Annotated in this window: 10 protein-coding genes; 3 read left to right on the forward strand and 7 right to left on the reverse strand. The window is 55.2% G+C overall.

Annotated features, from left to right (window positions below; translation table 11 throughout):
- Window positions 1-151 precede the first annotated feature (151 nt).
- Window positions 152-2896 (reverse strand): aconitate hydratase AcnA, encoded by a 2745-nt coding sequence (gene acnA / locus SH528x_RS31270; protein ID WP_442507340.1) that lies wholly within the window; start codon window positions 2894-2896, stop codon window positions 152-154.
- Between the two features lie 267 nt (window positions 2897-3163).
- Here acnA and SH528x_RS31275 point away from each other — a divergent pair, with 267 nt between their 5' ends.
- Complete coding sequence (locus SH528x_RS31275) at window positions 3164-4042, forward strand: hypothetical protein (RefSeq protein WP_442507341.1); 879 nt, start codon at window positions 3164-3166, stop codon at window positions 4040-4042.
- A 101-nt stretch (window positions 4043-4143) separates the two neighbouring features.
- Here the strand turns inward: SH528x_RS31275 and SH528x_RS31280 are convergent, their stop codons facing one another.
- Both SH528x_RS31280 and SH528x_RS31285 read right to left on the reverse strand, forming a co-directional pair.
- Window positions 4144-5253: a glycosyltransferase gene (locus SH528x_RS31280; RefSeq protein ID WP_442507342.1), complete on the reverse strand. Its 1110-nt coding sequence runs from the start codon at window positions 5251-5253 to the stop codon at window positions 4144-4146.
- A gap of 20 nt (window positions 5254-5273) precedes the next feature.
- Window positions 5274-5984, reverse strand: coding sequence for an RsmE family RNA methyltransferase (locus tag SH528x_RS31285; protein WP_442507343.1), 711 nt, complete (start codon window positions 5982-5984; stop codon window positions 5274-5276).
- Window positions 5985-6171: 187 nt separating this feature from the next.
- Between SH528x_RS31285 and SH528x_RS31290 the strand changes: the two genes are divergently transcribed.
- Window positions 6172-6969 carry a hypothetical protein gene (locus tag SH528x_RS31290; protein ID WP_442507344.1) on the forward strand — a complete coding sequence of 266 codons (798 nt, stop codon included), beginning with the start codon at window positions 6172-6174 and terminating at the stop codon, window positions 6967-6969.
- A gap of 202 nt (window positions 6970-7171) precedes the next feature.
- Here the strand turns inward: SH528x_RS31290 and SH528x_RS31295 are convergent, their stop codons facing one another.
- The 4 genes from SH528x_RS31295 to SH528x_RS31310 form a co-directional block, all read right to left on the reverse strand.
- Window positions 7172-8224, reverse strand: a complete 1053-nt coding sequence (locus SH528x_RS31295; protein WP_442507345.1) for a hypothetical protein — start codon at window positions 8222-8224, stop codon at window positions 7172-7174.
- Window positions 8225-8227: 3 nt separating this feature from the next.
- Window positions 8228-9208 (reverse strand): hypothetical protein, encoded by a 981-nt coding sequence (locus tag SH528x_RS31300; protein WP_442507346.1) that lies wholly within the window; start codon window positions 9206-9208, stop codon window positions 8228-8230.
- Window positions 9209-9614: 406 nt separating this feature from the next.
- Window positions 9615-10961 carry an outer membrane protein assembly factor BamB family protein gene (locus tag SH528x_RS31305; RefSeq protein ID WP_442507347.1) on the reverse strand — a complete coding sequence of 449 codons (1347 nt, stop codon included), beginning with the start codon at window positions 10959-10961 and terminating at the stop codon, window positions 9615-9617.
- Window positions 10962-11173: 212 nt separating this feature from the next.
- Window positions 11174-12496, reverse strand: coding sequence for a hypothetical protein (locus SH528x_RS31310; protein WP_442507348.1), 1323 nt, complete (start codon window positions 12494-12496; stop codon window positions 11174-11176).
- Window positions 12497-12655: 159 nt separating this feature from the next.
- Between SH528x_RS31310 and xylB the strand changes: the two genes are divergently transcribed.
- Window positions 12656-14182, forward strand: a complete 1527-nt coding sequence (gene xylB / locus SH528x_RS31315) for a xylulokinase (RefSeq protein ID WP_442507349.1) — start codon at window positions 12656-12658, stop codon at window positions 14180-14182.
- The last annotated feature ends 32 nt before the right edge of the window (window positions 14183-14214 follow it).

Here is a 14214-nt window from a genome sequence, read left to right on the forward strand (position 1 = left end):
CCTTAGCTAATCAGCCGTACGCATAATTCGGCAGCTACCTCTCCACCGACTTGTTCGGGGGAGAGGTAGAGCACGCCCTTTAGGCGTTGGGCCGGCGCTGGTGTTGCTGGCATCGGGCGTCCGCCGCCCGATCGTCTTCTTTCAAACCGTCCTACTTCGACAGATTGCGAAGCACTGTCGGCAGGATTCCTACGTTGCGGTAGTACTGCAACTCTACCGGTGTATCGATCCGCACCACACATGGGAACGTCTTGGTGTTGTTATTGACGTCCGTGGCATGCACGGTGATTGTTGAACGTGGTTCGATCGCGTCCGACAATTCAGGAATGTCAAACGTTTCCTCGCCAGTCAAACCGAGCGATTGCCAAGTAGCACCATCGGCAAATTCAAGCGGCAGAACGCCCATGCCAACCAAGTTGCTGCGATGGATACGCTCGTAGCTTGCCGCGATGACCGCTTTGACGCCTAGCAACATCGTGCCCTTGGCGGCCCAGTCACGACTGCTGCCGGTACCGTACTCGGCCCCCGCCAAAACAACCAACGGTACGCCGGCGGCTTGATATTTCATCGACGCGTCGTAAATGCTCATCACGTCGCCATCAGGCAGATAGCGAGTGACGCCGCCTTCGGTGCCGGGCGCCATTTGGTTGCGGATGCGAATGTTGGCAAACGTTCCTCGCACCATGACGCGGTCGTTGCCGCGGCGTGATCCGAAGCTGTTGAAGTCACGCACCTCAACGCCTGAGTCCTTTAGGAATTTCCCAGCAGGGCCATCCGATGCGATCGCACCAGCGGGGGAGATGTGGTCTGTCGTGACCGAATCGCCAAGCAGCGCCAACACGCGAGCCCCTTTCAACGGTGCGATGTCCGGTACCGCTTCGGCAGTCACCGAATCAAGGAACGGAGGATGATGAATGTAGGTGCTCTTTTCGTTCCACGGATACAACGCACCGCCGGAGACATCAATTGCGTTCCACAATTCGTTACCTGTCACCGATGATTCGTATTGTTCAGTGAACATCGATGGATCAATCGACGATGCCATTGTTTCGCGAATTTCTTCGTTCGTAGGCCAAATGTCTTTCAAGAAGACGTCTTTGCCCGATTCGTCTTGCCCAAGCGGTTCGGTCAACAAATCGATGTCGGTCGTTCCGGCCAACGCGTAAGCCACGACCAAGGGAGGACTCGCTAGGTAGTTTGCTTTGGTCAGCGGGTTGACCCGGCCTTCGAAGTTGCGGTTGCCGCTGAGTACTGCCGACGCGATCAAATCCCCGGATTTGATTGCGGCCGCAACAGGTTCGGGAAGCGGGCCACTGTTTCCGATACAAGTCGTACAGCCGTAGCCGACGGTGTGGAAACCAAGCGTTCGCAGGCTGTCGGTGAGGTTGGCTTTGTCCAAATATTCGGTGACCACGCGGGAACCAGGGGCCAAGCTCGTTTTGACGTGCGACGGCACTTTCAAACCACGCTCGGCAGCCTTCTTGGCCAGCAAACCAGCACCGATCATGACCGATGGGTTGCTGGTGTTAGTGCACGACGTGATCGCTGCAATCACGACGGCACCGTGAGTGATTACGCTGCTGTGGCCGTTGTTTTCCACCTTGCCGGTGCGTTTGAGTGCATCGGAGTCGAGCCCGAATCCCGTTTTGCCAACCGGAGCGGTCAAGCATTTTTCGAAGGACTTTTTCATGTCCTTTAGCGTGATCCGGTCTTGCGGGCGTTTCGGACCTGCCAAGCTTGGTTCGACTGTACCGAGATCCAGTAACAGCCTCTTAGTGTAGTTCAGCTCGGGACCATCATCGGTGCGGAACAAGCCTTGTTCTTTGCAGTAGCTTTCCACCAACGCAATCTGTTGCTCGCTGCGCCCGGTTTGACGCATGTACTCGAGCGTGACTTGATCGACAGGGAAAAAGCCCATCGTCGCGCCGTATTCAGGAGCCATGTTGGCGATCGTGGCACGATCCGCCACGCTCATCTTGTTCATCCCGGTTCCGAAGAACTCGACGAACTTACCGACCACGCCTTCTTCACGTAAAATTTCGACCACTCGCAAAACCATGTCGGTTGCGGTCGCGCCTTGTGGAAGAGCTCCGGTCAATTCGAATCCGATCACTTCGGGCATCAACATGTACAGCGGTTGGCCGAGCATGTTAGCTTCGGCCTCGATACCACCGACGCCCCAGCCCAATACGCCGAGTCCGTTGATCATCGTGGTGTGGCTGTCAGTGCCGACGAGGGTGTCGGGCATCGCAACCGGGCCTTCGTCGGTTTCTTTGAGCGCGACGACGCTGGCCAAGTATTCGAGATTGACTTGATGGACGATTCCGACGTTCGGAGGAACGACGCGGAAATTGTCGAAGGCTTTTTGCCCCCAACGCAGGAATTCATAGCGTTCGAGGTTACGTTCGAATTCGCGTTCCACGTTTTGGGCGAGTGCACCATCGCTGCCGAAAAAGTCAACTTGGACCGAGTGGTCGATCACCAAGTCGACAGGAATTAGCGGGTTGATCTTGTTCGGATCGCCGCCAATTCGCTCCATCGCTGAACGCATCGCCGCCAAGTCGACGATCGCAGGAACGCCGGTAAAGTCTTGCAAGACAACCCGGTAAGGCTTGAAGGGGACCTCTTGTTTGGCCGGGGAAGCGGCGTCCCAAGCGGCCAAGTTTTTGACGTCCTGCTGAGTGACGAGAAAGTCGTCACAGTTTCGCAAAACGGCTTCGAGCAAGACTCGAATGGAAAATGGTAGACGGCTGATCTCGCCCAACCCAGCTTCCTCGAGCTTGCTGAGACGATAAATCGTCGCTGTTCCGTGGCCAGTGTCAAATTGATCGCGTGCGCCGAATGGATCGAAATTCACAGCAGGATTCTCTAGCAAAGTGGACTTAAAAACATGCATTATTAACCGATGTCATCAGTTTAACGATCCAATGCCCGGTTGTCTGTAAGGAGTCAAAATGGGGAGCAGGGAGAAGCAGCATTGGCGAAATACCGCGCCCCTTTGTTCACGGCCGGTGAAATTCTTTCCCCTCTAATGGTCGACGCGAGCCATTTGGGCGTTTGGTAAAATAGGTTGAGTTTGCGGCTCATCCGGATTCTCTTGGTCATTCCGGTTCTAAGGCGACGATATCTCAGGGCAACACGATCCCTTGGATAGAGGCTCCCGATGAATTCCCGTAAAACTATCGTTTCGTCACGTCGATCCCGCACGTTGAAGTCGGTAATCCGATTTGCCTTGGCCGGAACACTGGCAGCAACCCTGGCAACGCCGGCCATTCCCGCACTTGCGTCCGATTGCGGATGTGAAACTGCGGCCTGTGACTGTGGCGGAATCGCTCTGCCACTGACGGGCGATTGTGGATGCGAAGGGGTCGCAAACGCCTGTCCTCCGAAACATGGTCCAATCTACCGCTCACTAGACGCCTTCGCTGGCGGCATCGAAAAATTGCTCGGACTGGACAAATGTCGGACCGGGGGCTGCGACACAGTGTCGTGTGACTCGGCGATGGGCGACATGATGATGTACGACGAGCATGAAGTTAACATCGTGCCATATTCAACCGAGGTTCCTCACTACGAAGACTCCGTCGAGATCTACGGTGAAAGCGTGAATCGGATGGCTCCTCGTATGCCCGCTCCAAGAATGCCCGAACCGCGAATGATGGCACCTCGCATGCCGATGCAGATGAGCGAACCGATCATCCGCTCCTCTCCATCATCACACCAACCGATGGACGTCCGAGCCGGTTCGTTACCGATGGCGCCTCGCTCGCGTGGTGGAGATTCGATCGGATCCGGAGTGGCTCCGCAGTCGCGGGCCGTCCCCCGTGCGATTCCAACGCCCCGTCCTGAGACACCTCGCCGGGCGCCACAAAACAATCGCGCTGTGCCCGCACCTCCAAAAGAAGAAGGCGGATCGCTGTTCGACAGCCTGTCGGATCCGTTCAGTGCCGACGAAGTGCGTGTGAAACGATTTACGCCCGTTCGCCAAACTCAGTACGAAGTCCCCAAAGTCAACCGCACCGCGTTGCCACGATCCAATTGATCGAGCGGCCCAAGGTTAAGCGGCAGAATCACCAGTAGCGAAACTCGCATAGAGTTTCGGTCCGCATGACGTCCTGGCCCCAAAAGTCTCTGCGACTGTGGCTACAGCTTATTCAGCAGATCGCGATAGAGATTTCGGTAACGATCGACCATCGTCGGAATTGAAAAATCGATGCGAGCCCTAGCTTGGTTCTGAAGTCCAAGTTCGTGGGCAAAATCGGCATCATCCAGAAAACGCACGACTCGCTTGGCCATCGTTTGCGCATCGCCCGAGTCGAACAATTGGTCGTCCGCTGCGTGAGCCAACAACGCACTGGATCCTTCGACGTTGCTGCAGACGACCGGCAAACCGGCCGCCATCGCTTCAAGCACCACATTGGGCATGCCCTCATAACGACTGGGCAGCACCAGCACGCGTGATGCTCGCATCCAGGCCGCAATATTGGGATGCCACGGCAGACGTTGGACTCGGTCATGGCCAACTTTCTGCGTCCAATCATCGATTTTCTTTGCAAGCGGCCCCTCGCCTATCAATAGCACGCGGCGATTCGAACCCGCCGGCGCCAGCGTATCGACTTGTTCTTGAATCAGTTCGAGTCCTTTTTGCGGGTGCATCCGCCCCACAAATAGAGTCACCACGCTGTCGTCGTCCCAACCGATTGTGTGCAATGCGACGGGATGAGCAGTCGAAAATGCAGGCACGTCCACTGCGTTGGGAATAACCGAGGTTCGCTCGGCTTGAGTCCCCAAATACTGGTGCGAAAACAGCTTTACTTCTTCGCTGACACAGACGACATGATCCATCTTCTTAATCAGTCGCCGTTCGATTTGGCAGCGGATTCGATTCGCCTCGGCGACGCGAATGCCTCCCACACAGACCTTCACTCCCGCGTCTTTCGCAGCCAACGTCCCGATCACATTGGCATGAAACAAAAAGGTCTGTACGAGTGATGGCTGAAACGATCGTAGCAACTTGGCCAATTCGCGGTGGGCCCGCATGAAGTGCCATGCCGAGTCGAGGTTCAGATAGGTGACCGAGATGCCATGCGAAGAAAGGCGTTCGGCGAAGATCGCTTTTTGCGGTAGCGGTGGCGAGCCAAAACTATAGACACGCACGTCGTCGCCGTTGTCGGCGAGTCCAATCGCAATCTCGGACAAGCACCGTTCGGCGCCGCCGGGATTCAATTCGGTAATGACAAGGGCGATTCGCATCCGACCAATATAAACGTGGCTTACAGCATGCGAGCGGCAATCACGACCGCGGCAGTTTCAATTCGATAAATTCGATTTCCAAGTGGCAGGCACTGGAATCCATGTTGCATTGCCAAGGCGACTTCGTCCTCGGTCCATCCGCCCTCGGGACCCACCGCGACCACACTTTTGGCTGTTTTGCCATTGCCGGTGCTCATTGCGGCCGACTCCGTTTCGTCCACTGGATGGGCAATCCATCTCGACTGATCTCGTTCCGCCGCTTCGAGAAGGAATTTTTCGGTGGTAAGCGTGTCTTGGATTTCCATCAAATGGTTGCGGCCGGATTGTTTGCAAGCTTCGATCACGGTCCGCCTCAGTTTTTCCAGTAGCGAAGCCGATGGTTCACGCTGGGTCCGTGCAGCCACGATCGGTGTTAACGTTTTCACTCCGATTTCGGTCAAGCGTTCGACCAGATCGCGGCAACGATCGGGTTTCGGTAGAGCCACGCCCAAGTGCAGTGACACCTGGGGCTCACGATCCGGATGGGTGGTGGGCTGGGTGCTGCAAAAACACTCACGCCGGGTGATCGAGTCGATGACGGCCTCGGCCTCGCTTCCCTTGCCATCAAACAGCGTGATGGATTCGCCGATTTTGACTCGCATCACCCGGATGGCATGCTGGGCCTCGGCGTCGACCAGGACGATGTTGCCCCCGTTGGAGGGCAGGTTAGAACAATAATAACGACGAGTCATTGTGGAATCGGGGGAGCGTGGCGAATACGCGAGTCGGTGACCCAGGCAGGCTGAAGGATCGATCAATGCAGTGCCGATAATACACGTAATGACGATCGACGTCTGGGTGGTGTCGTCTGGAGGAGGTTCCCACAGCGAATCTCCCCTTTGAAATAGATGGCCAGCCAATCGAGAAGGATTTTACGCAATGACTGACGTCCTCAAATATTGGCGTCTTTCGGCCCTGCCGTTTTCGGAATCCCCGGGCCAATGGTTCTTTGCCGGCTCGGCACAAAAATCCGCCTTAGCTCAAATCGCCCAGTCGTTAGCGGTTCACTCGCGGTGCGTGATCGTTCAAAGCGAACCACGTTGCGGCGTTTCCACCTTACTGCATCAATTGGTGGCCAGTCGCGGGATGGGAGATCTGGCGACTCAGTGCGTCATGACCGACGCGTCGCGTACGCTGGATGCTTCATCGACAATCCGCCAACTGACGCGTGGATTGGGGATCGACAACGAAACGGCGGTGCGTCGGCATCGCCCTGCGGATACGCGAGAGTTGCAACATGCGATCGAGTTCCTCGCCCGCCAGCAGGTGCACACCGTGTGGTTAGTCGACGGGGTTACCACAGCAGTGTTGTCGGTACTGAAATCGATGTCCAATTGCGAGCACATTTCGTTGGTGTTGGCGGCAACCGCAACGCAAGTCAAGCGATTACCCGCCGTAAGAACATCACACTTCCGGACCGTTAAATTGGGCCGTTTTACAGCCGAGGATACCGATCGTTTTCTTTCGCAATCGGTGACGCGAGTCGGTGGACGCCAGTCGCTGTTTCATCCCCGCGCCGTGGATCAATTACATGCTTACAGCGGAGGTCGCGTCGGCGTTTTAACACAGCTCGCTGCGTCATCGCTTGTCCATGCTGCACGCCAGCGTCAGGAACAAGTCATGCCGAATATTATCGCCCACGTCGCCGCAGAGTCGACCTCGCGTCGTGCCGCCTAGATTCGTCGTAGAATTCACCCTCCCGCTGGGAGGGTCGGCCGCGATAGCGGTCGGGGAGGGCTGGTTGCACGGAGCTTGCACGGTCTATTTCTAACACTGCGAGCGACAAAGTAGGCCGGATCGCAGCGGAGCGGAAATCCGGCATTGCGGCGGCAACGAAGTTAAGGTCACCTTCGGTCGCCGGATCTACGACTCGACGACTCTAATTTTGCGAGCGATTCAAATACAGTGTCTCGCAGCGGTCAATTTTGTTTGCCCGCGCCAGCCAATCCAACTCGGTGCTGACGTGCTGCCGATTACGTCGGTTTAAGTCTTCGCACATTTGCTGGACGATCCATTGCTTCTCGATATTCTCTAAAGGATGCAATAAGACAAACAAATTATGGGCGACTTTTTCATCGGGTGCCGTGCTTCGTAGCTGTCGTTCATAACCGACCGTCAAGTCGATCAAGCGTGCAACAGTGCATTCGTTCCGGAGAAATTTCCGTACAAATTGAGCTCGTTCTAAATCGCGAACAGGAAAGCCGGGGCCCCTGAGGATCCCCGTGAATGCGTCAGGCGTTCCATTTACAGAAACCAATCCTCCGTGAACATCCGTTGTCAATCGCAACAAGTCGTTCTCTAACGTCGGCACGCCACGAATCTCGCCGTCAGAAAGAAAGTCGTCCGCAATTGGCACTCGCACTTGTCTACCGATGATTCGATTTTTGGCAGGTCGCACGTCTGGTTTCCCATTCAATGGCATGTTCCTACCATCTTGGATGCAGAGGGTGAAATCTGCGACCAGAAAACCGCTCAGGGGATTTTCACGAGGTTGCATTCCCCTACCATCCCAGACGGTTCGACGCCGAACCGACAAACCTGCGGCAAACATCGACTGCAAGCTGGTGATACGCACGAGCATCACGTGCGAATAGCAAGTGCCTGGGATCAACCGTAGATCAGGTTCATGCTCTTTAAAATCGCTCTCCACATCGATATCATCCCAAATGATTTCGGCCGGTGGTCCAATGGAGTTCACCTCATACGATGAGCCCACGCTCATCCTCAGATCGCGTTGCCAACGGATGGGACGAATGATCACTTCTTCCGAGGCTCGAATGGTAAATTTCACGATCGCAACGTCACTCAAGTAAAGTGGTTGCCGAGCAAAATCGATTTGTATGTCAACCGCATTGAGATTGTTTGCCTTAGATTCGTTGCAGAATGCAACCCAAAAACAAAGTACCATGACAAGAAATGCGGACCGGTTCATGCTTCAATTCTTGAACAAGAGTAGTTTTGGATCGAGCGTTTTCTGGTAGTGCACGTAAAGTTGCGTCTTTTGCTTTGCCGTCAAGTTTCGTCGGATCTCCTCGATTAATTTCGGACGTATCCAATCTCGCTCAACGGGGGAGCTTGAAGCGATAGACGACTCAACGAATTCGCCGAGTCGACGGACGTCAAACTCATCAACGCAGCAAACGCCGGCCTGTTGAATGACTTGATGCAAACGCACAAGCGTTGAAGTTTCATTGAGTTCAGCTTCCAGCAATTCTCTCCACCTTTTTTCGTGCGTCCCCCGACCGTCGATCGATTCCAAGCTCAATATCCCCGTCTGGGCTTGGCCTTTAAAATTGCCTTTCCGCCTACCGCCGGCCAGAAACGTGTCTCCATGGATCTCTGTAAGCAAAGCATCTTTACGATCATGGTCTCGTGCAAGAAACCCAGCAAATGAAACCCTTTTGCGTTCACCCAATATCAGCACCTCTGCATTGGCATCATTCGCACCGGCATCCCGGTCGACTCGTTTCAAACGCACGTACAAATCAAGGTCGCATTCTTCCAAGTGAACATCCCCAGTTGTGAAAACGGGGATCGTTGTTACCAGGACCGTGACGGACGTCGTTTCACCTGGCACAATTGCCTTGTTGACGTCGTCTGGAAATCGACAGGCGAGTTCGGAGGCCACTTGCGATGGCACAATTTCAACATCGCCACCAATGGCCATTCCCAACCAGTTATCCAAAGCAAACTCAGGAATGGAAAACTGATTCTTTGTTCCATTGGTGATCTTTAGATTGACCAAAAAAACATCGCCAGGGATCAGCTGTTCGCGGCTGAGAGAAAACGTGACCACCGGTTTCGAAACCGGTTCATCCGCCATCACTGGCGAAACAAAAAAAGCAAACAGGAAAATGGGAAAACACGATCGATGACAAACCGCCGGGTACCTTGCTGAAAAGATTTGCAAACGCATGGGAGCCAACCTGCTGAATGAAGGTACTCGTCATTCATGAATCTCCACATCGAGATGGAGTCGTCAATCAATCGTCTGAAATACGATTGTAGACAATTCCGAGTTGGCCGGGGCATTTATGACGAGCTGGGGAATCCGATTCAACGTGTTACTCTCGGTAGCGTCTGCCGTATAGAAACCAGTATCGAGCAAGCAGTTGTCACATACAAGTCTCTGGTGAGTGGGTGGGATCCCAAAAAACTGCAGGCCGGATCGCAGCGGCAACGAACATAAGGTCACCTTCGGTCGCCGGATCGGCGTCGCTTTTTCGTGACTTGGTCCGGCCTGCGGCGCTACACTCGCTTTGACGAACAAATGGGATGCACGCCAACGGATTGGAAAGCCGAGCGACAATAGTAGGACCAGATTAACCTTCGATTCGATAGAGAGCCTTGTCGGTTCTCAGGATCAACGCGTTGTCGACGACGGCGGGCGAGGCCATGATTTGGCCATCTACCTCGTTCTCGGCCACGATCTTGCCTTCGCTGCCGGGTTGGATCAATGTGACTTTGCCCTCGTGGGATCCGATCAGCAAATGACCGCCGACCAACACGGGCGACGCCGAGTACTTGCCGCCAATTCGCTGCTTCCAAACTTCCTCGCCGTTCTTCACATCAAAACAACTGGCCACGCCGCTGTCTTCGATCACATACAGCAACCCGTCGTGCAGAACCGGTGACGGTTTGGCGGGGATACCTTTTTTTACTTGCCACAAAATATGCGAGTCGGTCACGTCGCCGGATCCCTCGACGTTCACCGCAATCAACATCGGCTTGCCAAATCCGGTACAGAAATAAACGACACCGTCGCCATAGACTGGACGCGGGACCACCGAAAATCCTTTGCCGTGATAGACCTTCCAAATTTCGCTGCCGTCGCTGGGGTTGTAGGCCACAATCCACTGTGATCCCATGCAAATCAATTGCTCGCGGCCTTGTTTGTCCGTGATCGCAATCGGCGTACTGTACGACTTTTTCATCTCGCCACTGGGAGCTTCCAATTCAGGTCGGTCGGTTTCCCACGACGTTTCGCCCGTCGCTTTGTCCAGTGCCGTAACGTATTGGCGATCCATTCCGTCTTGAATCAGCACGAGGCGATCGCGGAAGATGAACGGAGAACTGCCGGGACCGACCCCGTGTTCAAGTGGCAGTGTGCGGTTCCAAACAATCTGGCGATTGGTTCGGTCGACGCAAAACGTCCCAAATGTTCCAAAGTGGCAATAGATATGCTCGCCATCAATCACCGGAGTGGGCGAGGCGTAACTGTTGAGCGAATGAATCGCATCGGGAGCCTCAATCTCAGCGAGGTCAATCGTGTGCAGCAGTTTGCCCGACGCGAAATCCACCGCCAACAGTTTCAACGAGATCGACTTTGCGATCGCAACTTCTTTATATTTCTTTGCCTCGACCTCTTTCTGTTTCAGTAGTGCGATTCGTTCATCGTCGTTGGGCATATTCTCGATCGCGGTGGTCAACCAAATCGTTCCATCGGCGATCACGGGGGACGACCACGCTTTTCCAGGAAGCTCCGTCTTCCAAGTGACGTTTTCCGTTTCACTGAAGTGCAGCGGAATCGATTGGCCCGCGACGATGCCGTCACCGGAAATCCCACGGAATTGTGGCCAAGGTGACTCGGCAAATGCCGATGTCAAATGCGTCGAAGTGATCAAGGCAATGGCAAGCATGCCATGCGAGGCGGGAAAGCGGAGCGTCATCGGTGAGGTCTGCTCAAATGAGAGGGATGTGGGATAGGCTTCCAGCCTGTCGAGGCAGAAAGGGCTTTTCGTTGCGAAAAATCGCCAAGAGTTTCGGGGTGGGGGCGTGGCGGACGAAAGTCTTCGCGACTTTCGCTACGTGGGATGCAATGACAGGCTGGAAGCCTATCCCACATTATTGTAATAGGAATCGCGGGGGAGATGCAGCTGGCTCAGGCACGCAATCCTTGGGCTCGTCGCCAGGCCGACAATTGCTTTTCGCGGCCCACTCGCTCGGTGATTGTGTCCCACTGTTTGGCCACTCGATCAAGTGCCGATTTTGCGTCGATTTTCCCGTCAATCGCCTCGATGACCGCAGAATCGAGCACGCTGTAGTATTCGCCTGCACTGAACAGTTGTAGCGGCGGCAGCGTTACCGGCGTCCGTAGCCGCTGAGTCAACCAGCTCTCATAGGCACTTTGGCGACGCGGTTCGGCCGCGATTTCGGACTGTACCATCGCTCGGGTCGTAGTCACGCCCGAGACTTGCCGGCGGATCGACTCGCTGCCATCACCGCCGGTGATCCAATCCATCAGCCGTTTCGAGACGGCACTTTGTCGGCACATCGCCGAAAGCGAAATGACGGGAGAATAGGGGTCCAAGAGCAGGCGATTTTTGTCGTCGGTGCCCGGCAAATTACTGACGCTGACCTCGGATTCGTCGGTCGAATTGTTCTTCGCAAAACCGATCCCGCCCATCAATTCCCCGCTCTGGATCGATGACCAAATCTCAGTGGGGGATTGTCGGGTGGTGGGATAATGTGCTGCGGTTTTGATCATCTGCTGTAACGCATCGACATAGGCTTCCTCGTTAACCGTGGGCTTTAAATCATTGCGACTAAACAGCCAGCCTCGGGAAATGCTCGACGCGGCTCGCCACAAGAACATGGATGCTGCCCAGCCTGCGGAGAGCGGTTCATTCGCTTTGCCGTTTAAATCTTTGCTGACCCAGCGGTCGTAGTCATCCCAGGACGATAGCAGCGGGACCTCGGCGGTGCTCAGCAATGCCGGTTGGTTGGCGCCCATCGGCATGGCAACAAATTCGTCGGCGTAGCGAGCGGCCCCGTTGCGAACCGCCGAGTAGAGTTCGCCCGTTTCGGCTTGCATCGCGTCGAATTGTTCTTCGTTAATCGCGACGATGGCTTCGGCATGAACCATTTCCGGAACCGCCAACAGCGGATAGATGACCAGATCGCTTTTGCCCGTTTCGGCAATCAACCGATCCATCGCCTGGCGTTCTGCGTCGCCGCGAGGCAGCGAAATCGTGGTGATTACGAGGGGTTGTTCATCGATCGAGGACCAAGATCGCGAGACAATATCGGCCTCTTCGGACGTTCCGACCATTGCGATGCGGATCGGGACGTCACTGCGAGACGCGGTCGGCTGGGATTCGGTCTCGGGACGCGACGTACAGCCGGGCAATGTCAGTACAGCTCCGGTTGCCGTCGCGAGTAGCTGGCGTCGATTCAGTTTGATCACGTGTCGAGATTCAGCCACGGTGTTTACTTTGCGGGTTGATCGGGAAAACGAATGAGTCGAGAGAAACGCAAGATAGCAGAAGAATTCGGTCGAGGTCTGCCGTTTGGCTAACGCCGTATACGCACTATATTAGGCAGCTGTTCGAGACCGTTTTTGATACTTTTCTTTGGAATCCTCATGAGCCACTACCTTGGAATCGACATTGGAACCAGCGGAACCAAAACGCTGCTGATTCAAGCCGATGGGAAAATTGTTGCCGAAGCCACCGCGGAATATCCACTCGCGCAGCCTCGCCCAGGTTGGACCGAACAAGATCCCGAACTGTGGTGGAACGCGACCGTCAAAACGGTCAATGAGGTGATGGCGGCAAGCAAAGTGAAGCCCGCCGACGTCAAGGCGATCGGGCTGAGTGGCCAAATGCACGGCTCGGTCTTTCTCGATAAACAAAGCAACGTGATCCGTCCCGCTTTGTTGTGGAATGACCAACGAACGGCGGCCGAGTGCGACGAAATCACGTCGGCGGCCGGCGGACGCAAGGCGCTCATTAAAATGGTCGCCAATCCTGCGTTGACCGGTTTCCAGGCCCCCAAGATCCTCTGGCTTCGCAACAATGAGAAGAAAAACTTTGACAAACTCGCCAAAGTCCTGCTACCCAAAGACGACATTCGTCGCCGCTTGACTGGCGATTTTGTGACCGAAGTTAGTGACGCCAGCGGCACGTTGCTGTTGGATGTTGTCAAACGAAGCTGGTCGAAAAAGCTGTTAACGAAACTCGATCTCGATAACGACTTGTTGCCTCGCGTCGTCGAGAGCGACGAAGTCACCGGGACGCTGACGAGCGAAGCGGCCAAACTGCTCGGGTTGACCACCGATTGCAAAGTCGTTGGCGGTGCGGGGGATTGTGCGGCGGGTGCGGTCGGTAACGGCGTCGTCAAACAAGGCGTGCTCAGTACCTCGATTGGCACCAGCGGGGTGATGTTTGTTCACAGCGACCAACCGCAATACGATGCCGCCGGACGACTACATACGTTCTGTCATGCCGTCAACGGAAAATGGCACATGATGGGCGTGAACCTGACCAGCGGCGGGGCGCTGCAGTGGTGGGTTGATTCGATCGTCAAAGGACTGGCGGGAATCGACAAAGACAAACGCTACGAGGCGGCAACGGCGGAAGCCGAGGCGGTCAACGCCGGCAGCGATGGGATGCTGTTCCTGCCGTATCTAAACGGCGAACGAACACCCCATGCCGATCCCAACGCACGCGGCAGCTTTGTGGGCATGAATCTGACTCACACGCGAGGACACATGACCCGCAGCGTGATGGAAGGGATTACATTCGCACTTCGCGACAGCCTTGAAATCATCCAGTCGCTCGACGTCCCGGTGCGTCAAATCCGAGCCTCGGGCGGCGGCAGCAAAAATCCGTTTTGGCGACAGATGCAAGCGGATGTGTTCGGCAAAAAGATCACGCGTTTGGAAGTCGAACAAGGACCGGCGTTTGGCGTCGCGTTGTTAGCAGCGGTCGGCGACGGAGCCTACAACTCGATTGAATCGGCATGCAGTGCCACGATCAAGATCGCCGAAGAAACCAAACCAGATCGCAAGGCGGTTGCCAATTACAACAAACTGTTCCCGATCTATCGCGATCTTTACGATCAGTTGAAGGGTTCGATGTCGGCACTAGCCGAGTATCAAAACGGTTAAGGCGAGTTAGCTTTCTGATACGAATTTACCTC

The organism is Novipirellula methanifontis, from assembly GCF_052161655.1.
GTDB lineage: Bacteria > Planctomycetota > Planctomycetia > Pirellulales > Pirellulaceae > Novipirellula.